22 protein-coding genes are annotated in these 21,685 nt (G+C 67.4%); 12 read left to right on the forward strand and 10 right to left on the reverse strand.

Translation table 11 applies throughout. The annotated features are described in order from the left end of the window. Positions 1–20 precede the first annotated feature (20 nt). Positions 21–1,133, reverse strand: a complete 1,113-nt coding sequence (locus FHR04_RS03995; protein WP_139400975.1) for an alpha-hydroxy acid oxidase — start codon at positions 1,131–1,133, stop codon at positions 21–23. Positions 1,134–1,219: 86 nt separating this feature from the next. Between FHR04_RS03995 and FHR04_RS04000 the strand changes: the two genes are divergently transcribed. From FHR04_RS04000 to FHR04_RS04015, 4 genes are all read left to right on the forward strand, one after another. Beyond that, positions 1,220–1,723 carry a DUF427 domain-containing protein gene (locus FHR04_RS04000; RefSeq protein WP_139400977.1) on the forward strand — a complete coding sequence of 168 codons (504 nt, stop codon included), beginning with the start codon at positions 1,220–1,222 and terminating at the stop codon, positions 1,721–1,723. Positions 1,724–1,805: 82 nt separating this feature from the next. Further along, on the forward strand, positions 1,806–2,210 hold the full coding sequence (locus FHR04_RS04005) for a hypothetical protein (protein WP_039682116.1): 405 nt from the start codon (positions 1,806–1,808) through the stop codon (positions 2,208–2,210). After that, positions 2,211–2,879 (forward strand): aminoacyl-tRNA hydrolase, encoded by a 669-nt coding sequence (gene pth / locus FHR04_RS04010; protein WP_139400979.1) that lies wholly within the window; start codon positions 2,211–2,213, stop codon positions 2,877–2,879. It abuts the gene before it with no gap. A 5-nt stretch (positions 2,880–2,884) separates the two neighbouring features. Beyond that, positions 2,885–3,979: a M42 family metallopeptidase gene (locus FHR04_RS04015; protein WP_249038967.1), complete on the forward strand. Its 1,095-nt coding sequence runs from the start codon at positions 2,885–2,887 to the stop codon at positions 3,977–3,979. Positions 3,980–4,078: 99 nt separating this feature from the next. Here the strand turns inward: FHR04_RS04015 and lpdA are convergent, their stop codons facing one another. Together lpdA and FHR04_RS04025 are read right to left on the reverse strand one after the other, a co-directional pair. Continuing rightward, the gene (lpdA, locus tag FHR04_RS04020; protein WP_139400981.1) at positions 4,079–5,482 is read right to left on the reverse strand and encodes a dihydrolipoyl dehydrogenase; all 1,404 of its coding nucleotides are present in this window, start codon (positions 5,480–5,482) and stop codon (positions 4,079–4,081) included. A 123-nt stretch (positions 5,483–5,605) separates the two neighbouring features. Beyond that, positions 5,606–6,850, reverse strand: a complete 1,245-nt coding sequence (locus FHR04_RS04025) for a cytochrome P450 (protein ID WP_249038968.1) — start codon at positions 6,848–6,850, stop codon at positions 5,606–5,608. 60 nt (positions 6,851–6,910) lie between these two features. On the opposite strand from FHR04_RS04025, the gene FHR04_RS04030 reads away from it, so the two are divergent. Continuing rightward, entirely contained in the window at positions 6,911–7,609 is a 699-nt protein-coding gene (locus FHR04_RS04030; protein WP_139400984.1) for a hypothetical protein, read from the forward strand. Between the two features lie 28 nt (positions 7,610–7,637). Here the strand turns inward: FHR04_RS04030 and FHR04_RS04035 are convergent, their stop codons facing one another. Then, a complete protein-coding gene (locus tag FHR04_RS04035) occupies positions 7,638–8,333 on the reverse strand; it encodes a hypothetical protein (RefSeq protein ID WP_183944765.1) in 696 nt (231 codons plus the stop codon). Next, positions 8,330–9,787, reverse strand: coding sequence for an Asp-tRNA(Asn)/Glu-tRNA(Gln) amidotransferase subunit GatB (gene gatB, locus FHR04_RS04040; RefSeq protein WP_052195199.1), 1,458 nt, complete (start codon positions 9,785–9,787; stop codon positions 8,330–8,332). Before gatB ends, FHR04_RS04035 begins: the two co-directional genes overlap by 4 nt. Before the next feature lie 145 nt (positions 9,788–9,932). On the opposite strand from gatB, the gene FHR04_RS21555 reads away from it, so the two are divergent. Next, the gene (locus FHR04_RS21555; RefSeq protein WP_139400986.1) at positions 9,933–10,799 is read left to right on the forward strand and encodes an alpha/beta fold hydrolase; all 867 of its coding nucleotides are present in this window, start codon (positions 9,933–9,935) and stop codon (positions 10,797–10,799) included. Positions 10,800–10,914: 115 nt separating this feature from the next. Here FHR04_RS21555 and FHR04_RS04050 read toward each other — a convergent pair whose 3' ends face one another. The 5 genes from FHR04_RS04050 to FHR04_RS04070 form a co-directional block, all read right to left on the reverse strand. Further along, positions 10,915–11,739 (reverse strand): cytochrome c oxidase assembly protein, encoded by an 825-nt coding sequence (locus tag FHR04_RS04050; protein WP_249038969.1) that lies wholly within the window; start codon positions 11,737–11,739, stop codon positions 10,915–10,917. A gap of 39 nt (positions 11,740–11,778) precedes the next feature. After that, a complete protein-coding gene (locus FHR04_RS04055; RefSeq protein WP_139400988.1) occupies positions 11,779–12,444 on the reverse strand; it encodes an SCO family protein in 666 nt (221 codons plus the stop codon). Between the two features lie 4 nt (positions 12,445–12,448). Beyond that, a complete protein-coding gene (locus tag FHR04_RS04060; RefSeq protein ID WP_039682132.1) occupies positions 12,449–12,964 on the reverse strand; it encodes a copper chaperone PCu(A)C in 516 nt (171 codons plus the stop codon). Positions 12,965–13,134: 170 nt separating this feature from the next. Next, positions 13,135–14,283 (reverse strand): GGDEF domain-containing protein, encoded by a 1,149-nt coding sequence (locus FHR04_RS21560; RefSeq protein ID WP_139400990.1) that lies wholly within the window; start codon positions 14,281–14,283, stop codon positions 13,135–13,137. 86 nt (positions 14,284–14,369) lie between these two features. Continuing rightward, the gene (locus tag FHR04_RS04070) at positions 14,370–15,299 is read right to left on the reverse strand and encodes a GNAT family N-acetyltransferase (protein ID WP_139400992.1); all 930 of its coding nucleotides are present in this window, start codon (positions 15,297–15,299) and stop codon (positions 14,370–14,372) included. A 450-nt stretch (positions 15,300–15,749) separates the two neighbouring features. Here FHR04_RS04070 and FHR04_RS21565 point away from each other — a divergent pair, with 450 nt between their 5' ends. From FHR04_RS21565 to FHR04_RS04095, 6 genes are all read left to right on the forward strand, one after another. Next, positions 15,750–15,878, forward strand: coding sequence for a hypothetical protein (locus FHR04_RS21565; protein WP_260170080.1), 129 nt, complete (start codon positions 15,750–15,752; stop codon positions 15,876–15,878). Between the two features lie 15 nt (positions 15,879–15,893). Next, positions 15,894–16,778 carry an RIO1 family regulatory kinase/ATPase domain-containing protein gene (locus FHR04_RS04075; RefSeq protein ID WP_139400994.1) on the forward strand — a complete coding sequence of 295 codons (885 nt, stop codon included), beginning with the start codon at positions 15,894–15,896 and terminating at the stop codon, positions 16,776–16,778. Beyond that, positions 16,775–17,299 (forward strand): DinB family protein, encoded by a 525-nt coding sequence (locus FHR04_RS04080; protein WP_139400996.1) that lies wholly within the window; start codon positions 16,775–16,777, stop codon positions 17,297–17,299. The genes FHR04_RS04075 and FHR04_RS04080 overlap by 4 nt, the downstream gene beginning before the upstream one ends. A 559-nt stretch (positions 17,300–17,858) precedes the next feature. After that, entirely contained in the window at positions 17,859–19,718 is a 1,860-nt protein-coding gene (locus tag FHR04_RS04085; RefSeq protein ID WP_139400998.1) for a hypothetical protein, read from the forward strand. Positions 19,719–19,894: 176 nt separating this feature from the next. After that, the gene (gene carA / locus FHR04_RS04090) at positions 19,895–21,079 is read left to right on the forward strand and encodes a glutamine-hydrolyzing carbamoyl-phosphate synthase small subunit (protein WP_039682141.1); all 1,185 of its coding nucleotides are present in this window, start codon (positions 19,895–19,897) and stop codon (positions 21,077–21,079) included. Positions 21,080–21,086: 7 nt separating this feature from the next. Further along, positions 21,087–21,611 carry a hypothetical protein gene (locus FHR04_RS04095; RefSeq protein ID WP_139401000.1) on the forward strand — a complete coding sequence of 175 codons (525 nt, stop codon included), beginning with the start codon at positions 21,087–21,089 and terminating at the stop codon, positions 21,609–21,611. The last annotated feature ends 74 nt before the right edge of the window (positions 21,612–21,685 follow it).

Genomic DNA, 21,685 nt, shown 5'->3' on the forward strand with positions numbered 1-21,685 from the left:
CCGCAGAGGAAGCTTCACTCCTACAGCTTCAGCAGGTCGCGCCCCACCTGTGCCAGATTCTGCCGGCCACTCAGGGCCAGGGCCAGCCGCACCTCGTCGCGCAGCAGCTCCAGCACCCGGCGCACGCCGGCCTCGCCGCCGGCCGCCAGACCCCACAGCGCGGGCCGCCCCAGGAATACCGCCTGCGCCCCCAGCGCGATGGCCTTCAGGACGTCGGTGCCGCGCGAGACGCCGCCGTCCAGGTAGATCTCGGCGCGGCCCGCCACCGCGTCGGCAATCTCGGGCAGCGCGGCAAGGGCGCTGACGGCGGTGTCCAGCTGCCGCCCGCCGTGATTGCTGACCCAGATGTGGCAGCCGTGCTGCACGGCCAGTTCGGCGTCCTCGGCGGTCAGGATGCCCTTCAGGACAATCGGCAGTTCGGTTTGTTGGCGCAGCCAGCCCAGATCAGCCCAGGTAAAGGATTTGTCCACCAGATGCTGAAAATAATGGGTCAGCTGCGAGCCGGTGTCGGTGTCCACCCCGGCCAGCGTCTCGCGGCTGGCGACGTTGGGGGCGCTCAGGTGCGGCGGCAGGGCAAAGCGGCGGCGCTCGTTGGCCTCGCGGCGGCCCAGGTACGGCGCGTCCACGGTGAACACCAGCGCCCGTGCCCCGGCAGCCTCGGCCTGCGCGATGATCTGGCGGCTCAGTTCGCGGTCGGCCAGCAGGTACAGCTGGAACCAGAACCGCCCGCCCGCCGCCGCCCCCACGTCGGCAATCGGGGTGTTGGAAAAGGTGCTGAGGGTCATCACGCTGCCCACGCTGGCGGCGGCCCGCGCGGTGGCCCGTTCGGCGTCCGGGTGCGCCAATCCATGAAAGGCGCTGGGGGCCACACCTACCGGAAAGTCCAGCGGCAGGCCCAGCACGTCTGTAGAGGTGTCGATGCTGGAGACGTCCACCAGCATGCGCGGGCGCAGGCGAATGCGCGCGAAGTCCTCGCGGTTGGCGCGCAGGGTATGGCCGTCGTTGGCGCCGCTGACGTAGTAGTCCAGGGCGTTCTGATCCAGCCGGGCGCGGCCCAGCGCCTCGATCTCGGCCAGGTTGACGGCCCGCGCCAGGGCCTGTTGCTGCTCCTCGGTGGGGAGGGTGAGGGTCATGGGCCAGGGTAGCAAGCGCGGGGGGCCGGCGGCCATTGGTAGGCCCTGCGACAGCGCCCCGGCCCCCCGCGCGCCATGCTGGGGCCATGTTCCGTTCCCGTCCCAGACCCGACAAACCCCGCGCTGGTCAGGAAAGCGTATGGGACTACCCGCGCCCGCCCCGGCTGGAGCGCAGCCACAGACGCATCGAGATCTGGCTGGGCGGCCAGAAGATCGCCGACACCACAGCCGCCTACCGCGTGCTGGAAACCAGCCATCCCCCCGGCTACTACCTGCCGCCGGACGCCTTTGCGCCGGGCGTGCTGAGCCGCGCCCAGGGCCGCAGCGTCTGCGAATTTAAGGGGGCAGCAACGTACTGGACGCTCTCGGCGGGCGGCAGGGTGGCCGAGGCGGCGGGCTGGAGCTACGAAGACCCGACGCCCGCCTTCCGCGAGATGGCTGGCTACATCGCCGTCTATCCGGGCCGCATGGACGAGTGCCGCGTGGACGGCGAGACGGTGGTGCCGCAGCCCGGAACGTTCTATGGCGGCTGGATCACCTCGGACGTGGTGGGGCCGTTCAAGGGCGAGGCGGGAACGATGGGCTGGTAAGGAGTTTGAGCGGGCACAGCGATGTCCTTTCCTCTGCGTTCCGCAAACGGCGTTTCTCTATCTGCCTTGCTACCCTGACCCCATGACCGACGCCTCCATTCGCACCCGTCTCAATGCCCTGGTTCCGGCGCTGCGCCACTTCCATTCGGCGCTGCTGGACTTCGCCAAGGGCGAATACGAGTTCCTGCACGGCCCGGTGGGCAGTCCCTTCGAGCTGTACTCGCTGGTGATGAACAACCCCGATTTCCAGTGGTTGCGCCCGCTGTCGGGCCTGATGGCGACGCTGGACGAGGTGCTGGACGCCAAGGACCGGACGCTGACCGAGCAGAACGTGGCCGATGTACGCGGCGCGCTGGGCCTGCTGTTCTCCGAGACCGACACCCGCTTTGCCGACTTCCGTGCTGGCTATACCCGCGCGAAGGGCGAGAATCGCGTGCGCGAGACGGAAGCCAGGTGGCGTGAAGTGCTGAACAGCCTGGAAGCCTGAATGAAGCTCGTCGTGGGTCTCGGAAATCCCGGCCTGAAGTATGCCCAGACCCGCCACAACGTCGGCTGGCTGGTGGTGGACGAGGTGGCCCGCCGCGCCGGGGGAACGTGGCTGAAGGAGAAGGACGCCGAGGTCTGCGAGGTTCGCCTCGGCCCCGCCCCCGGCGAGAAGGTGCTGCTGGTCAAGCCGCAGACGTTCATGAACGCCTCGGGCAAGGCGGTGGCGCCGCTGTTTTCCTTCTACAAGCTGGAGCTGGGCGACTTGCTGGCCGTGCAGGACGATCTGGACAGCCCCTTCGGCCTCCTGAAATTCCGCATGGGCGGGCGGCACGGCGGGCAGAACGGCGTGCGCGACATGATCCGCCTGCTGGGTTCGGAGGGCTTCGCGCGGCTGAAAGTGGGCATCTCGCGCCCGCCCCCTGGCCGAGACCCGGCCGACTGGGTGCTGAGCAAATGGCACCCGGACGAGGCCGCGACGCTGGCCGAGCTGGTGCGGCTGGGCGCGAACGCGGTGGAGGTCTGGGCGGCGCAGGGACTGGCCGAGGCGCAGGGGCGGTTCAACGGCACCGATCTGCGGCCCAAACCCCCAGCCCCTACCCCGCCCGCGTCCAGCGAAAGCGAACCTCAAGACGCAGAGGCCCCGGCCAAACCCGTTCAGGGCGTACCCTGAGCCTCATGGCAAAATCCAAGACTGGTTCCAGCGCCGCGCCCACGTCCTCCGACTCGGAGCTGAGGTTAGATGTCCTGATGGACCTCTCGAACCTCCCCGGCGTGCCCGGACAGGAGGACGCCGTGCGCGACTTCGTGCTGGCCGAGCTGGACGGGCTGGCCGACGACGTGCGCGTGGACGCGATGGGCAACGTGATCGCCACCCGCAACGGCAGCGGCGGCAAGAAGAAGGACGGCCGCGAACGCGTGATGGTCAGCGCCCACATGGACGAGATCGGCTTTCTGGTGCGCTTCATCGACGATAAGGGCTTCCTGCGCGTGCAGGCGCTGGGCGGCTTCGACACCCGCAACCTGTTCGCGCGCGACGTGACCGTCCATGCGCGCGGCGGGGCGCTGCCGGGCATCCTGACCCCCGGCGGCAAGCCGGTGCATATCGCCAGCGCCGAGGAACGCAAGAAGATTCCCGAGGTCAAGGAGTTCTTTATTGACCTGGGCCTGGACGCCGAGGAGGTCAAGCGCCGCGTGCGCGTGGGCGACATGGTCACGCTGGATCACACGGCCCGCCGCGTCGGCTCGCTGGTCTGCGGCAAGGCGATGGATGACCGCGCCTCGGTCTTTATGCTGCTCGAAGTCCTGCGTCACTTCCGCAAGACGCCGCCCAAGCATGACCTGATCGCCGTCTTCTCTGTTCAGGAAGAAGTGGGCCTGCGCGGGGCGCACACCGCTGCTTACGGCGTCGAACCCACCGTGGGCATCGGCCTGGACGTAACCCTGGCGGTGGACACTCCCGGCGTCGGCCCCGACGAGGCGGTCACGCGCATGGGCGAGGGCATCGGCATCAAGGTCTTCGATTCCAGCATGATCTCCACCCGCAGCCTGGTGGACGAGTTCTACGATCTGGCCGAGGGTCAGGGCATCCGCGCCCAGATGGAAGTGCTGGCCCAGGGCGGCACCGACGGCGCGGCCATCCAGCGCAGCCGGGCGGGCGTGCCGACACTCACGCTTAGCCTGCCGACGCGCTACATCCACAGCGTCGTGGAGGCCGTGCATGTGGACGATCTGCGCTCCGGGGTGGACCTGCTGGTGGCGTACCTGGGCTGAGGGCGGCTGAAGCCCGGTCCAGCACCGTCAAAAACCCCCAGGATGGCCTGGGGGTTTTCTCGTGTCTCGCTTTGCTCGGTGTGGCCCCGTGGGCGGCGATCAGCGGTTCATGATATGGATGGCCTGCTTGTGCACGGCCTCCGCCGCTTCCAGCACGGCCTCGCCCAGGGTGGGGTGGGCGTGGATCGTCAGGGCGATGTCGCTGGCGGTGGCGGCCATTTCCAGGGCCAGGCCCGCCTCGCCCAGCAGGTCAGAGGCGTGCGGGGCCACGATATGCACGCCCAGCAGCAAGTCGGTGTCCTTTTCCACCACCATCTTCACGAAGCCGTCGGTGGCTTGCAGGGTCATGGCGCGGCCCGACGCACTCATGGGGAACACGCCGGTTTTGACCTCGTAGCCCTTTTCCTTGGCCTCGGCTTCGGTCAGGCCCACCCAGGCCAGTTCGGGGCTGGTGTAGACCACGCCGGGAATGGCGACGGCGTCCTGCTCGGCGGGTTTGCCGGCGATCACCTCGGCGGCCACCAGCCCCTCCTTCATGGCCTTGTGCGCCAGCATTGGGTTGCCGGCCACGTCACCGATGCTGTAGATGTGCGGCACGTTGGTCTGCTGGCGGGTATTGGCGGGCACAAACCCACGATCCGTGACGGTGGCGCCCGTCGCCTGGATGTTCAGGCCGTCGGTGCGCGGGCGGCGGCCTACGGCCACCAGCACGCGGTCAAAGACTTCCGTGGTTTTCTCGCCGGTCTTGACGTTCTCCAGCTCGACATGCACGCCGTCGCTCTTCTTCTCGGCCCGGTTGGCCTTGGTTTCGGTGGCGATCTCGATGCCCTGCTTCTTCATGATCTTGCCGAATTCCCTGACCGCGTCGGCGTCGGCGCCAGGAATGATGTTGGGCAGGAACTCGATGACCTTCACCTTGCTGCCCATGTTGTTGTACACGTGCGAGAACTCGAAGCCGATCACGCCGCCGCCCACGCACAGCATCCGCGCGGGCACCGGGTCAGGCATCACCAGCGCGCCGGTGCTGTCCACGATCACCTGCTGATCCACCTCCAGCCCCGGCAGCTTGGCGGGTTCGGAGCCGGTGGCGATGATGAAGTTGGAGGCGGTATAAGTCTTGTCGCCCACCTTGACGGTGTGGGGATCGACGAAGCTGGCCTCGCCGATCAGGTGCGTGACCTTGTTGGCCTTGAACAGCGCGCCCACGCCGCCGGTCAGCTTCTTGACGATGCCGTCTTTCCAGCCGTTGAGCTTGGCGATGTTCAGGTTCTGCTCGCCGAAGGTCAGGCCGAAGTCGGCGGCGTGGCGGGCGGCGGCGATCTGCTCGCCCGCGTGCAGCATGGCCTTGGTGGGAATGCAGCCCACGTTCAGGCACACGCCGCCCAGGTACTCGCGCTCGGCGCAGGCGACTTTCAGGCCCAGCTGCGCGGCGCGGATGGCCGCGTGGTAGCCGCCGGGGCCAGCACCGATTACCAGGACGTCAAAATCCATCTGTTTGGTCATGGGGGCAGTCTAACGTCCGTTCGGGTGGGCGTCAGTAACCTGCCGGGATAGCTGGACACGGGGGATTCACAACGCGGAATGGTGGGTCTGCGTGGGGCCATTGATGCGGCCCCGGCGGGGTTCTCAGTCCACCCCCACGTCCAGCCGCTGCACGCCGCGCAGCACCGGGTTGGGCTTGAAGGGCGGGTTGGCGTCGGTGACCCGGAGGTTGGGAAAGCGCGTGGCGAGGGCGGCAAACGTCTCGCTGATTTCCAGCCGCGCCAGACTGGCCCCCAGGCAGTAGTGCGGCCCGGCAGCCAGCGCCAGATGGCGGTTGCTGTTCGGGCGCTCCCAGTCGATACGGTCAGGATCGCTGAAGACCCCCGGATCACGGTTGGCGGCTCCCAGAATCAGCTGCGCGAGGTTGCCGCCGGGCAGCCTTCTGTCGCCCACGCTCACGTCCGCGCTCAGGGTGCGGCCATCGAACTGCACCGGGGAGACGACGCGCAGCAGTTCGTCGGCCACGTTGGGGTGGCGGGGGTTTTCCACCAGGGCGGCCCAGGCGTCCGGCTGGCGCGAGAGTTCCAGCAGGCCGCCGGGAATCAGGTTGCTGGTGGTCTCGTGCCCGGCGGCCAGCAGCAGCACGGCATTGGACAGCAGCTCGTCGCCGCTCAGGCGCTCGCCGCCGTCCTGCACGGCACTCATGGCGCTCAGCAGGCCGGGTTGCGGGTTGGCACGCAGTTCCTCGGCCAGATCCTGAAAGAAGGCGCGCATCTCGCGGGCGTCGGCGTCGATGCGGGCCATCAGTTCCGGGGACTGGTTCATGCCGCCCAACAGATCGGCCACGCTCTGCGTCCAGCCCACGAAACGGGCCTCGTCGTCGCCGTGCAGGCCCAGCATCCCCATGATCACGCGGGCGGGCAGCGGGTTGGACAGCTCGGCCACGATATCGCCGCCGCCCTTTGCGGCCAGATCGTCCAGCAGCGTGTCCAGCAGCAAGCGCACCAGTTCCCGTTGTTCCTCCACCACTCGGGGCGTGAAGGCCGAGCTGACCAGACCGCGCAGCCGCTGGTGCGACAGGCCGTTGTGGAACAGCATCATGGACTGCAGCAGGCGCACGCCCTCGGAACGCTCGCCGTCCAGATTCTGAATGCCGTTGCCGCTCAGGGCATGCGGTGAGCGCAGCACCGCCGAGCAGGCCGCGTGACCGGTCAGGAACAGGGCCTTCCAGTCGGGGAACTGCGCCTCCAGCACGCCGCCCTCGCCCAGCGCCCGCACCCGCTCGTAGGCAGGATAGGGATTGGCCAGCGAATTCGGGTCCCACAGGGCATTGACGGCGCTGCCAACGGCGGCGGCGCGCTCCTGGGTCATAGGCTGAGACATGGTCATGCTGTAGCCTGCGCCTTTCTCTACTTGACGCTCAAGCCACTGAATCGAGTAGGCTGACCCATGCCCCATTCCTGGCAGCAGGTGACCGATCCGGACGCTGTGAAAGTGTTTCTGTCGGGCCGTGATCTGCCGGTGCTGGGCGCGTTGATGATGGGCGAGTGGGCGGTGGGGCCGCTGGCCGCCTCGCTGCACCTGCCGCTGAATGCCGCGCACCACCGCGTGCGCCGCCTGCTGCGGCTGGGGCTGGTGCGCGAGACCCGGCAGACCGCACGCCGGGGCCGGCCCATCCGCCATTACCGCGCCACCTCGGAAGGCTATCTGGTGCCGTACCACGCCACGCCGCTGGGTTCCCCGGAGGAACTCGTCGGCATGCAGGAGCGCGACTTCACGGCCCGGTTCCTGCACGCCGTGGTGCAGGCCGCTGCGCCGCTGGTCCGCGACGAGCGCGATGTCGGCCTGCGCGTCTTTCTGGAGAACGGTGAGGTCACCGTCGACGTGACGCCCACGGCGGGGGCCTTCCAGTCTGCCGAGTTGCTGCGCCCGGATCGCCCGGCCCTGTTGCTGGGCGGAGCCACGCTGCACCTGACCCCGGCAGAGGCCAAGGCCCTGCAACGCGAGCTGAGCGAGCTGCACGCCCGCTACGCCGCCCGGCGCGGCCCTGAGCGCTACCTGCTGCGTCTAGGGCTGACGCCCGACGTACCGGGGGACAACACCGTGCCGGGCGACACCTCCGGGCCAGGTGACGCGCCGGGGAACTGATCTGGTCTTTCCTCTGCCTGCCCCTGTCCTAGCCTGCCTTGCCCGTCCTGTCCTGCGTGTCTTGCGCCCCACTCTGGCCCAGCAGGACCCACAGCGCCAGCACCGTGGCCACCACATCCAGCAGGCCGCCCACCCCGTAGACCAGCTGGGCCGGCAGGGTGGTGTCGGCGGAAAAGCCCGCGATGGGCACCACGTTCAGCACGGCCATGCCCAGGGCCAGCGCCGCCGAGAGGTTCAGCCAGTCCAGCAGGCGCCTGCGTTTCGCCGGGCTGGCGGGGTCCGGGGCCAGCCGCACCAGTGAGCCGTTCACCGCGTTGCTCGACAGGATCGCCGCGCCCCAGACCGTCATCAGGACCGTCAGGGCCAGCGGGTTGGCCTCGGGGGCGCCGCCGGTCAGCAGGCCCAGCAGGGTCAGCCCCCACAGCGCCGCCCGGAACGACGTCAGCCACGGAAAGGCCACCGCCAGCGCCCGCAGCGTGCCGTTCTCCGGCGGGGTGGCCTGTCCGGCGCTCAGGCGCGTGAACACCACGGTCCACCACGTCAGGACCAGGGCCGCCAGAAAGGAATCGAAGGCGTTGATCCAGTCCTGCGGCCCCGGCTGACCCCGCAGCAGGATAAAGGCCACCATGCCGAAGACCGCCACCACCTCGGCCCACAGAAAACCCAGGGCCAGGGGGCGCAGGTGCTGGACCCGCAGCCCCCGCCCCGTCTTGCCGGCCTTCACACCCCCAGCTTGTGCGTCAGGCGTTCGCGCACCACTTCGGGTTTGGCCTTGCCCCCCATCGCCTTCATCACCGGGCCGAACAGCGCGTTCATGGCCTTGGCATTGCCGCCGCGCACCTTCTCCACGGTGGCCGGGTCAGCGCTCATGGCGGCGTCGATGGCCGCGTCGATGGCGTCGGTGTCGGTGACCACGCTCAGGCCGCGCTCCTGCACCAGCGCGGCGGGATCGTGCCCGGCCAGCACGTCCGGCAGCAGGTCCTTGGCGATCTTGCCGCTGATGGTCCCGGCGTCGATCAGCCGCACCAGCGAGGCGAGGTGGGCGGGTTGCAGCGCCGACTGACTCAGGCTCGTTTCGGCCGAGGCCAGCGTCCCCGCCACGTCGGTCAGCAGCCAATTCGCCAGCTTCTGCGCGTCGGCCCCAGCCTCCAGCGCCTCGTCGTAGAAGCGCGACTGCTCCACGTTCAGGCTCAGCGTGGCCGCGTCGTTCTCGCGCACCCCCGCCGCCAGGTACCGTGTCCGCTTCTGCGCGGGCAGTTCGGGCATCCGTGCCTTCAAACGCTCGATCCATTCGGGGGTGATGTCCAGCGGGGGCAGGTCCGGCTCGGGGAAGTAGCGGTAATCGGCCTCGCCCTCCTTGGTCCGCATCAGGAAGGTCTTGCCGCCGCCCTCGTCCCAGCCCAGCGTGTCCTGCGTGATGCGCCCGCCTGCGTCCAGCACCCGCGTTTGCCGCGCCGTCTCGTACTCGATGGCCCGCTCCACACTGCGGAACGAGTTGAGGTTCTTGACCTCGCACTTGGTGCCCCACGGCTCGCCGGGCTTGTGAACGCTGAGGTTCACGTCGCAGCGCATCTTGCCTTCCTCGGGGGTGGCGTCGCTGACCCCCAACGCCTGCGCGATGGCCTGCACGGTTTCCAGAAAGGCGCGGGCCTGCTCAGCGCCCGTGATGTCGGCCTCGGTGACCATCTCGATCAGCGGCGAGCCGGCGCGGTTGAGGTCCAGCAGGCTGTAGGGCGCGTAGGCGGGGTGCATCAGTTTGCCCGCGTCATCCTCCAGATGGGCACGCTTGATGCGGATGCGCGTCCCGGCGATGTCCAGATAGCCGTCGCGCGCAATCGGGCGGTCGTACTGCGACAGCTGAAAATTCTTGGGCGCGTCGGGGTAGAAGTAGTTCTTGCGGTGAAACTGCGTAAAGCCCGACACGTCGCAGTTCAGGCCCAGGCCGAACATCAATCCCAGTTCCACCGCCTCGCGGTTGAGGGTGGGCAGGGTGCCGGGCAACCCCAGCGTCAGCGGATCGGTGAAGGTGTTGGGGGCCGCGCCGTGGTAGTCGGCGGGGCAGTCGCTGAAAATCTTGCTGCGCGTCCGCAGTTGCAGGTGAACTTCCAGGCCGATCACCACCGCGTAGGGCTGGGCTGTTGAAGCCTGGGTTTTTTGGGACGGGGCCGCTTGAGACATGGGGAAAAGAATAGCGCCGAGGCGGAGGTGGGGCACAGGAAAGGCGAACCAGTCCCAGAAGATTGTCCCTTACCTTGCAATCTCTCTAAATTCGTGTTAGAACAGAATCCAAGACGAGAACTAGCTGAGAACAAAAGGAGTTCCGATGGTGACTGAGACCGATCTTATCCTCGAAGATGGGCGCACCCTCCACCTCTACGACACGGGTGCGGAGGGGCTGTCAGACCCGCTGACCGTGTTCTGGCACCACGGCACGCCCAACATCGGAGCGCCGCCCGAACCTCTTTTTGAGGCAGCCAAACGCCTGAACATCCGCTGGGTGTCGCATGACCGCCCCGGTTACGGCGGCTCCTCCCCGCTGCCGGGCCGGGACATCGCTTCGGCAGCTTGGGATGTGGGGCAGATTGCCGACGCGCTGGACATCGCCGAATTCGCGGTGATGGGCCATTCGGGGGGTGGGCCGCACGCCCTGGCCTGCGCCGCGCTGCTGCCGGGGCGGGTGCTGGCGGCGGTCAGCGGGGCGGGGCTGGCCCCGTATGGGGCGGAGGGGCTGGACTACTTCGGGGGCATGAATGGGTCGGGCGCGGCGTCATTGCGTGCAGCGCTGGGCGGACAGGCCGTGAAAGAGGCTTACGAGGCGTCTGCCCCCGAATTTGTCCCGGAAACGTTCACGGCCGCCGATTACGCTGCCCTCTCCGGTTCGTGGAAGTGGCTGAACAGCGTGGTGGGGCCAGCCATGCGTGACGGCCCCGGCGGGCTGATTGCCGACGATCTGGCGTATGTCGCGCCGTGGGGCTTCGCGCCAGCGCAGATCGACGTGCCTGTGTTGCTCCTGCACGGCGCTCAGGACCGCGTGGTTCCCAGCACCCATGCGGACTGGCTGCTCAGACACCTGCCCACGGCGGAATTGTGGCCCGGCCCGGAGGACGGTCACCTCTCGGTTCTCAACTCGGCGGGGGCGGCGCTGGCGTGGTTGCGGGAACGGGCGCATCAGGTAAAGGCGGCGCGCTAGACGACGGGCGGCTGGGCTGGATGGTGTCGCCTCCCACCAAGAACCTCCCCCATCCGTCAATTGATCGGATGGGGGAGGGGGAGAGGGCAGACCGGTTCAGATGCGCTAACAGACTTCAGGTGGGGGGCGTGGCCTCGTTGCCTCCGGTCAGTTCCACCAGCCACTGGAACAGCTGGATAAAGGCCAGCGCCAGGGCGGGAATGCCGGCCACCATCATGATCCAGCCCGACAGCTGCTGGTTTTGCAGCGGCGAGAGGTTCCACAGGCACAGCGCGTTCACGTAGGGGGTGTACAGCACCTGCGGGGCGTACAGCCACACCGACGCGACCGCCATCATGGGAATCGCGGCCAGCAGCCCGAAGCCGCCGCGCGAGCCCATCCCGGCGGGTTGCACGTTCGGCAGGGGGCGCAGGATCACGCTCCAGACCAGCAGGCTGCTCAGCAGGTACAGCGCGGGCAGCAGCGCGGCAGCGGTGTTGGTGACCACGCTGGCGTTGAAGCCGGCGGGCACGTTCCAGAAAATGATCACGGCGGACCACACCGCCAGCGCCACCCAGGGGTCCAGCAGGATGCCCAGCACGCGGGCCGCCGCGCCGCGCGGGTTGATGTGCACGCCGCGCGGGATGCCCAGCACCACCAGCGGCGGCACGATCTCGGCCAGCAGCATCAGGCGGCCCATGTACAGCGCCATGCTGCTGCCGGTCATGGTCGCCGCGCGGCTCTGGGTGGTGACCAGCAGCAGCAAGAGGCCCAGCCCGAACATCACGGCCCGCCAGACCGGCCAGCGGGCGCGGCCTTCGGCGCTGCGGCGCGAGACAAGAAAGCGCCAGAGGTAATACCCGGCCACCAGCAGCGTGGGCACCAGGAACAGCAGGTCCGGGGCCGGGATCAGCAGGTCGAGCAGCGTGGGATCGAGATTGATGGGGGCAGGGGTCCTCACAGTATCGTCCTCAAGGCATTCTCCTCAGGGGGTCAGGCTTCACGGCGAGGTCTCCAGGACCTGCCGGACATCGGCCACCACACGGTCCACCTGGGGCAGCTGGGTGTAGTCCCACAACACGCGCAGCCGCCCGGCGCTGTCGATCAGGTACGTGGCGGTGGTGTGGTTCATCTGGTAGTCGGCCCCCTTGACCTCGACCCGCTGGTACCCCACGCCGTAATCGCGCGCCACCTCGGCCAGCGCGGGTTCCGGAACGCGCACCCCGGTGGCCTTGCCGAAATACTCCACGTACTCCTTGAGGCGCTCCGGGCTGTCGCGGGCCGGGTCGACGCTGACCAGCACGGTCTGAAAGCGCTCGCGCTCATCCTCGGGCAGCGCCGCCTTGACCTTGTCCAGGTACGCCAGCGTCAGCGGGCAGATGTTGGGGCAGTGGGTGAAGCCGAAGAACAGCGCCGTGACCTTGTCGCCCTGCCCCGGCACGAAGGCGTAAGGCCGGCCGTCCTGATCGGTGCCGGAAAAACCCGCCGCCGCCGTGTTGCCGCTGTAGGCCGTGCCGTAGAAGGGAAACGGGCTCCGGACGCGGGCGAACAGCCACGCGGCGCCCAGCAGCAGCGCCACGGCCACCACGGCCAGCAGCGCCGAGACGTACCACGGGCGCGGGGCCGGCGCACTCTGGATTTCGGAAGATGCAGGCAGCTCGGTCATACGTTCAGGGCTTCTTGACGGTGGCCTTGAAGGTGAAGGTCCGTCCGTCCGTGGAGGTCAGGGTCAGGGTCAGGGTCTCGTTTACCTTCAGCGCCCGCTTGAGCTTCATCAGCATCAGGTGATCGCCGGTATCGCTCAGAACCAGGCGGCCCCCGGCGGGAATGGTCAGGGTCTCGGTCATGTTCATGCCCTGCATGCCGCCAGACGATTTGGTCGTGACCATCAGCATGCCGTGGTCGGCCACCGTGGTCCGCACGCCGTTCAGGACCACCGGGGTCTTGCCGCTGTTGAGGAGCGTGCCGAAGACGCTGGTTTCCTTGACCATAGGCGGCACGGCCACCACGGTGGCGTTCACGGCCCTGAGCGGCAGCGTGCCGGTGGATTTCTGAACAGTGGATTTCTGGGTGGTGGCACTGGGCTTGGAGGCGCTGTGGGCCGTGTGCTGGGCCAGCGCCGGGAGGCTCAGGATCGTTAGGACGGCCGCGCCGATCAACATTCGGCGGGAGGTCGGGTGGGACATGGGGCAACTCCTTGTGAATGAGGGGGCAGCGGTCAACACGGGCGCCGTCTGCCAGCGACAGGCGCAGTCTAGGCCACGCGTGGGGGCTGAATTGTCCCCCATGTCCCGCCCCTGGTCAGGGTGCTCCGCGGCCGTGGCGCAGCGGGCGGGAATGGGGGGTTAACGCCGTTCTAGCCTGGCCCCGGCACGTCCAGCACCTGGGTGTGGGCGACCGGGATCTCGCCGCGCAGTCCAGCGGCCCCGGCTTCCCGGCGCAGATCGTCCATGTTCATCCGGTTGCGTCCAGCGTGTTTGGCGCGGTACAGCCGTCGGTCGGCCAGCGCCAGCAGGCTGGCCGCGTTCCCCGCCTCGCCCGACAGGGCCGCGCCGATGCTGACCGTCACGCGCGGCAGCGGCTGTGGAGGTTTCTGCTCGGCCAGCGCCTGCTGAATCCGCCGGCCGATCTGCTTCAGGGCAGTGGGGTCGCCGTGCGTGATCAACAGCACGAATTCCTCCCCGCCCCAGCGGGCCACCAGATCTTCGGCGCGGGCACAGGTCCGCAGGGTGCGGCCCAGATTCACCAGCACCTGATCACCGACCTCATGCCCATGGGTGTCGTTGACGGTCTTGAACAGGTCGATGTCGACGATCAGCACCCCGATGGACGTGGCCGCCCTGTCTGTTTCCCCGGCCACGTCCTGGCCGAGGTAGTGTTCTTCGAGTCGCTGCTCCAGCGAGCGGCGGTTGGGCAGCCCGGTCAGGGCGTCGGTCAGGGCCAGATCCGCGTACAGCGCCGTGCGGGACAGCTCCTGCTGCAGCTGCCGCCCGGTCACGGCCATCTGCCCGATCAGGAACAGCAGGAAGCCGGTGTACAGCAGCGGCACCGGATCGGCCAGCCCAGGGCCACCCGGTCCCCAGTCGCCCAGCCCCTGCCGCAGCACCAGGGCGATCAGCGCCGCGTACAGCAGGCCACCCCGCACCGCCGCCTGTTTCAGGGGCAACAGGCCGAACCAGACGACGAAAAACAGCAGTACAGTCAGCGACTCCCGCGCCCCCAGGGCCAGACTGCGCGCGTAGAAATCCCACAGAAAGTAAGTGGCCCCGATGTTCGCGCACCACACCACCAGCACGTCCAGCCGGTGTGCCGAGACCCGGCGGCTCAGGACGGCAGGCAGCAGCGCGGCGCTCAGAACCGCCACCGCCGCGGCCCGCCAGTTGCCCTGCGGCAGTTCCCCGACGGCGATGGCCGCGTGGACCGCCACCGAACATGCACACAGCACCAGGTAGCCTCGCCGGCGCATGGCCTCGAGCCTCTGTTCGCGCAGGGCGTGCTCCGGCATGGCCCCATCCTAGGTGGGCGGTTGATGGACCGCTACTGGATTTGACACACACGTTTCTCTCATTCTTCTGGTGCGGCTCCCACCCTTCAGGACAGCTGACGTTCCCAGGTCACCCACATGCGCTCCACGCGGTAGCCCAGCCGGGTGTTGACCCGCAGCATCGGCAGGTTCAGCACCGTGCCGCCGGTTCCGGCGTGGGTGTGGCCTGCGGTCCTGGCCCATTCCAGCGCGTGGGCCTTGACCAGCGTGGCCAGCCCTCGGGCGCGGTGGTCCGGGTGGGTCACCGTAGACTCGCTTTCCACTTCAGCGCCTTCCGGCGTCAATCGGGTCAGCGCCACGATCTCGCCGCGCCAGCGCACCACGAAAACCGTTTCTTCCCGCACGATCATCTCGCGCAGCCCGGCGGCGCTCAGGGGGTCAGGTGTGGTGGTGGGGTTGCGCGGGGCGTCGGCCAGCCCACGCTGATGCAGGGCGGACAGGGCGGCCCAGTCGGCGTCCGGCGCGTCGTTGGCAAGCTGCTCGGTCTCGTAGCCCTTCAGGAAAAGGCGTTCTTCCAGCGGTTGAAAGGCCGCAAAATCGAAGCTAATCAGGTCCAGATGGGCGCCCCAGGACTGCCACGCATTGCGGAAGCCTGCTGCGGAAAAGAACTCCATCTGCTCGCCGAAATCCTCGCGCGTGACGCCCAGCAGCCGCGAGAAGCCGGGCGGCAGGGCGGCCAGATGTGCCAGATACAGCGGCGTGAAGGCGGCCCCGGCGCCGGCCAGATCCAGCCGCAGGGCGTCCGGCGTGGCCTCCCCAAACGGTGACAGGTGGGCGGTGGCGACGATCTCCGCGCCCTGGAGCGCCACCAGACGGAGACGCTGTGGATCGGCGCTTTCCCGGAAGTGTTCCGGCCGGTACGTCCAGTGGCCGCGCACGCTGTCTGTGACGAGGCGGGCGACGGTGGGAGCATCGGCGTTCTGGAAGGGACGTACTGTGAAAGTGCCTGCTGCACTGTGGTCGTGGGTTTCGCTCATGGCATCATCCTGAGCCGTCGGCCCGGCCAGGGGCGAATCTTCCTGCTACGCCAAATGGCGCATTTCCTGCATATGCGGCGGGCGAATACTGGGGATTGCCTCCACTCGACGCCAGGGGCTGGTATCCAACGGGATTCATACTCAGCCTCCATACACAGACACACTTGACACGATTACGCTTGTGGCGTATTCTGTTGCTACCGGAACGGGAGCGCCGATGGTGTGTTCGCAGTCCAGACCGGAGGAAGCGTGGACTTCCTCAGTTCCAAAGATCAGAGCATTGCCAGAACAAGCCGCGTCCCTGCCAAGTGTGGGGGCGCGGCTTCGTCGTGGGCCGCCGGAAAGGCGGGAAGGTGACGCCCGCCGCATTAGGCATGATGGCCTATCCCCATTTCCCTCCGGTGCATTCCCTGCTACGCTCCTGACATCACCGAAAAAGGAGGTGCGCTTATGACTGAAATCAACATGACCGATGTTCCGAAGGCCCAACGCACAGGATTGCTCATCCCCGCAAATCGGAGTCATTTTGCTGAACCACGTCATACTGCCGCCTCTGACCTCGGATTCACCCTGGTCTAGAACGCCGAGGCACCCATGAGCGCCCGCTGGCTCGACGCAGAGCTGGACGGCGCGGACGTTACGCCAGAGCGCCGCAGCAAGCCTAAAAAGAAGAAGCTGCTGGGCCGCCGCAAATTGGACGATCTGACGGCCGCTGACCCGGAGAACATTGCCGACGACACCATTCGCCGGCTGATCGACAGCGGACACATCACCGAAATTGTCGCCGAACTCAAGAGCGGCAAGGAGGCCACCGCCTACGTGGCCCGTGGCCCGCGCGGCCCTGTGCTGGTCAAGCTGTACCGCGAACTGGAAGCGCGCAGTTTCAAGAACGACGCCGTGTACCGCGAGGGTCAGGTGGTGCTGGACGAACGCGCCGCCCGCGCCATGACGGGCCGCAGCCGCAAGGGGCTGGAAATGCTTCAGGGCATGTGGGTCAGCGCCGAGTACGCCCATCTGTGGACGCTGTGGCGGGCAGGGCTGAACGTGCCTGAACCGCTGGTCGGTCCCCTGCCCTTCGACTACGACGCCACCGTGCCCGCCGTGTTAATGCGGCTGATCGGCACCGAGGACAGCGTGGCCCCGCGCCTGAGCGACGCTCGCCTGACCCCCGCCGAAGCGCAGAGCGCGTGGCAACAATCCGTGCAGGGCCTGGCCGATCTGCTGCGGCTGGGCTACGCGCACGGCGACTACAGCACCTACAACCTGCTGTGGTGGGAGAACACCGTGATCATGATCGACTTTCCGCAACTGACCACCCGCCAGAACTCCAACTTCTCCGAACTGCTGCGCCGTGACGCCCAGAGCCTCGCCACCAGCTTCCGCAAACACGGCCTACAGACAGACGGCGAGACCACGTTGCGCGAGGTTCAGCGGCTGGCCCGCGGCAAGGGGCCGGAACCCCGGATCGTGCTGCCGTGAATATCCCTGAAATCTCTGCCTACCTGAGCCGTGCCCGGCGTGACCTGTGGGCCGTGCTGGAAGGGGTGCCGGACGAGGTGCTGTCCAGGTCCATGTTGGACGGCCCGCGCTTTCACTGCATCAAGGACCTGATCCTGCATATTCCTATGGTCGAGGACTCCTGGATTCACGAGGATTTCCTGCGCGACACCCCCATCTGGGCCGCGTATCCGGCCCTGGAGCAGGCGGGCGACGGCCCCTTTTTCGCAAAATTTCCTCTGGTCACCCTGCTGGACTACTGGAAAGCCGTGGAGGCCAGCACCCAGCGCTATCTCCCGGCCCTGTCTGCGCCCGAGCTGGGGCGCATGGTGACGCTGGGCGGTTCAGACGGCAAAGATGCTGCTGCGCTGGACGGCCTGGTGTGGCACGTCCTGATTCACGAGATGCGCCACACCGCCCAGATCGGCGTGATGCTGCGGATCTCGGGCATCAAGCCGCCGTTCCTGGACCTGCTGAACTATCTGCCGATCACGTCAAGGTAAGCAGCCGCGTTTTGAAACGCCCGCTGACCTCTGATACGGATTCCGTTTATTTCGTGTAGAAATCGGGACAGCTCCGATGTCCACACTCCACGTCCGGAGGGATGTTTTTCTCCTGCTCGCTGTCGTCATGGACAGACGCCCATGAGGACGCTCTTCCTCTGCTAGCGCAGCTCTGCGAGTCTCGCTCGGATTTCCAGGTGTTTTCAACACCTTTCAATCGGAGTCCGTATGAAGAGGTGTGAAAGAAAACAGGATGCTGGCCGAGAGTCGCGCCCCTGACCGTTTCGTTCCGGGCCGCTCGCTGGTGGCCGAAATGGAGGGACAGATCGCTGGGCACGTCATCTGATGCCCGCCAAGCCCCGCGGCGACGAACAGAAGGCAGCGTGGCTCCAGCCTGGTCCGGGCCGCCTTTCCACCAGACAGGGCCGCCGCGATGGTCGGCCCGCCTGCGCCTGGCCTGGACAACCCAGAGGCTGTGTGGCTTTCATGGATTTTTGGGAGCCGCCATCTCCACCCACTTTTTGGTCCGCTGCCCCTTTGAGTTCCCTATGATGTGGCCATGAGAAATGCTCTTCTTCTGACGGCCCTGCTGCTCGGCACGGCCACCACGGCGCGGGCTGCGTCCCTTTCCGAGCAACTGCCTGCTGGAGCGCTGCTCACGCTGGAAACGAAGAATGCCGGCGGGGCCATTGACCGTTTTGCCGGTCTGCTGGTCTCTGCCGTGAATGATTTTGTGGGCGAGGGCCAGGGCGGCCAGATGATCGGCGGCTTTCAGCAGATCCTGAAAGGCTCGCTGGGGCAGGAGGCCGTGGCGGGCGTCTTCTCGGTGGGCCACGCGGGCGGCACCTTCTCGCCGGAACTGCTGGCCGTCACGCGTGTAGATAAATTGTCCGGCGAGTTCTTCTCCAGCCTGATGGCACCTAAAAAAGGTGCGCGGGTGGGCAACTACACCTTCTCGCGGCAGGGCGACACCTTCGCCGGGATGGCGAACGGACTGGTCTACGTGTCCACCAACAAGGACCTGCTGATGGGCTACCTGGGCCGCCTGAGCGGCAAGACGGCCCCCCGCCTGATGAATTCGGTGGCCTACACCGTGCCTCAGCGGGCCGTGGGCCAGCAGGAACTGTCCCTCTTTGTCAACTTCTCGGCCACTGCCAAAGTCATTCGCGGCGCACTGGCCAGGACCATCAAGCTGCCGCGCCTGCTGTCGCCGCTCGTGGACGCGCTGGACACGCTGGGGCAGTACGCGGCGGGCTTTACCACCACCGCCGGGGGGCTGACCGCCGCCTCCGCGCACGCCGCCAACGCGCAGGGCAAGGACCAGCCGCTGTACCGCATCCTGACCGACAGCACCGACTTTGCGGTGCAGAACGTCATTCCTGCCGACGCCGAGAGCGTGGTGGCTTCCGCGTGCCATCCCGAATCCGGCGCGTACCTGGGGCGCTGGCTGACCCGCGTGGATCTGCTGGATCCGCTGGGGTTCCTGACCGACAGCCAACTGGCCAGCCATCTGGAGCGCTCCGCCCGCTATCTGGGCCACGAGTGCGCGCAGGTCACGCTGGCGGGCGGCATGAAATCGGGCCTGGACGCCAGCACCCCGCTGTCGGGCCTGGATTACAGCGTCACTTACCGCCGCGTCGCGGACATGGACGCCGCCAGAGCGCAACTGCCCGAATACGCCGCCAGCATTAACGCGGCCATCGCGGGGGCCTCGGACAGTCTGAAGACCCTGCTCAAGGACGATACGCTGGGCGGTATGGGCCGCTCGATGCCCGGACGGATGGGCGCGGCGGCCGCGGTCGGCGGCGCGGCGGCGGACAGCAGCCTGAAGATGGTGGACGACCTGCTGGGCAATCTCAAGATGGTCTACGCCTTCCGGGGCGAGTACCTGATCACCGCCTTCAGCCAGACGGCCCTGGACGCCGCCCTGGACGAGACGGCCCCGACGCTGGCCCAGGACGCGGGCTTTGTCGCCGCCGGCCTGAACATGAAGTTCTCCGCCGGATGGACCTACGTCCCGAATCCCGCCGACCTCAGCGGCGAGGAACTGTCGAGGGCCATCCTGAGCGGCATGGGCGGCGAAGGCATGGACACCGACATGGACGATCTGGAAGTGCCGGACACGGCAGAGGCGCCCGAGGCTCCCGCTGTGGCCCAGGTTCCGGCCACCCCCGGCCAGTCGGGCAAGGGCCGCCCGGCCGCCTCCCAGACGAACAGCACTGATGAGATGGACGATATGGATCCCGACATGATGTTCGATGACGGGGGCCTGGGCGACGGCGAGATGATGTCGGGCATGATCGGCGGCGTCAGCGATCTGGCGGCCGATCTGATCAACCGTTACGACGGTCAGAGCAGTCAGAGCACGGTTCAGGGCAACGTGATCACCAGCAAGTCCAACGTGCTGTACCGCTGGTAAGACGAGCATTCCAGCGCCCGTCCCGGCAGAACGTGAGCCGGGGCGGGCGCCGCCGTGCGTCAGGGGTGGATAATAGGCAACCGGGCGGAGGGCCGCGCCACGTGGCCTACGCTATACCGCATGCACCACACACGCCATGAACTGCGTCCCGTGAGGCGCGAATGGAGGGGAGAACCATGATCAGAAAAGAACGCGCGATTCTGGCGCTGGAAGACGGTACGGTCTACCGGGGCTACGCTTTCGGCCACCGGGGCGAGACCGTGGGCGAGGTGGTCTTCAACACCTCCATGACCGGCTACCAGGAAATCATGACCGATCCCAGCTACAACGGGCAGATCGTGACCATCACGTACCCGCACGTCGGCAACTACGGCGTGGCGATCTACGACATGGAGAGCAACAAGCCCTACGTGCGCGGCTTCATCTCGCGCGAGTTCTCCGGCGAGTACAGCAACTACCGTGCCCAGCAGTCGCTCGAAGCTTTTATGCAGCAGTACGGCGTGGTCAGCATCCAGGGCATCGACACCCGCGCCCTGGTGCGCCGCCTGCGGACGGGCGGGGTGGTCAAGGGCGTGATCGCCCACCGCTCGTACACCCACCCGGAAGACGCCTACGGCGAGTTTTCCCCCGCCGAGGAGCAGGTCTACGTGCAGCGTGCCCTGGACCATCAGGACATCGACGGCTTCGACATGACCAAGGACGTGACCACCGCCCTGCCCTACGCCTTTCCCACCCTGCGGCACGGCAAGCGCGTGGTGTTGATGGATTTCGGAATCAAGCACACCATCATCGAGCGCCTGTCGGAGGTGGGCATCGAACCCATCGTGGTGCCCGCGCACACCACCCCGGCGCAGGTGATGGCGCTGCAACCGCACGGCCTGTTCCTGAGCAACGGCCCCGGCGACCCCGCGCCGCTGGAATACGCCCACAAAACGGCCTGGGAACTGATGGGCCTGCTGCCCACCTTCGGCATCTGCCTGGGCCACCAGATTCTGGGCATGGCGGCGGGCGGCCGGACTTTCAAGATGAAATTCGGACACCGGGGCGGCAACCAGCCGGTCAAGAACCTGCTGACCGGCAACGTGGAGATCACCGCGCAGAACCACGGCTACGCGGTGGATCTGGAGAGCATTCCCAACGGCGCCTTTGTCGCCACCCACGTCAACATGAACGACGGCACGCTGGAAGGCATGGCGCACAGCCGGTATCCGGTGTTTTCCGTGCAGTACCACCCCGAGGCCTCGCCGGGGCCGCACGACAGCCGCTATCTGTTTGACCGCTTCATCGAGGAGATCGACGCCTTCGACGGCGCGACGGGCACGCCCACCGAGAAGGCGCTGACCGGACGGCTGGGCGTCTGAACACGGCATGACCTCCGTTTCGCGCGTCCTGGTTGCTGTGCTGTGGCTGTCCGGGCTGGCCCTGGCACAGGGACCTTCCGCTCCTGCACCGGTGATCAAAAACGGCGTGAGCTTCGTGATGGCGCAGGATCTGGTCAAGGTCAGCGTGCAGAACGGCGTCCGTGTGGAGGAGTTCATCCAGAGCCCCCGCGCCGTGCAGTCCGGCGACATTCTGCGCGAGGAAGTCACGGTGCGGAACGTCAAGGGCAAGGCCATCGCGGGGGTGACGGTGGGGATTCCCATTCCGCGCGAAACCGTCTTCAGCGGCGGGGTCACCCCGGACAGCGGGCGCTGGACGGTGGCCTACAGCGTGGACGGTGGCCGAACCTACAGCCCGGAGCCGATGCGGGGCGTGACCGTTACCGAGAATGGGAAAGCCGTGACCCGCCAGCAGGCTGCGCCGCCCGAGAGCTACACCAGCGTGCGCTGGACGGTCACGGAACTCCGGAAGGACGAGACCCTCAGGCTGGGGTTCCGGGTTCGGGTCAAGTAGGGGCGGCCCGCCTTCAGGTTTGGCTAAGCCCCAACCGGTGTGTTCTTACCGTCCACGCCGCAGCCGTGCATAAG

The organism is Deinococcus radiopugnans ATCC 19172 (assembly GCF_006335125.1).
In the GTDB taxonomy this organism is placed as follows: Bacteria; Deinococcota; Deinococci; order Deinococcales; family Deinococcaceae; genus Deinococcus; species Deinococcus radiopugnans.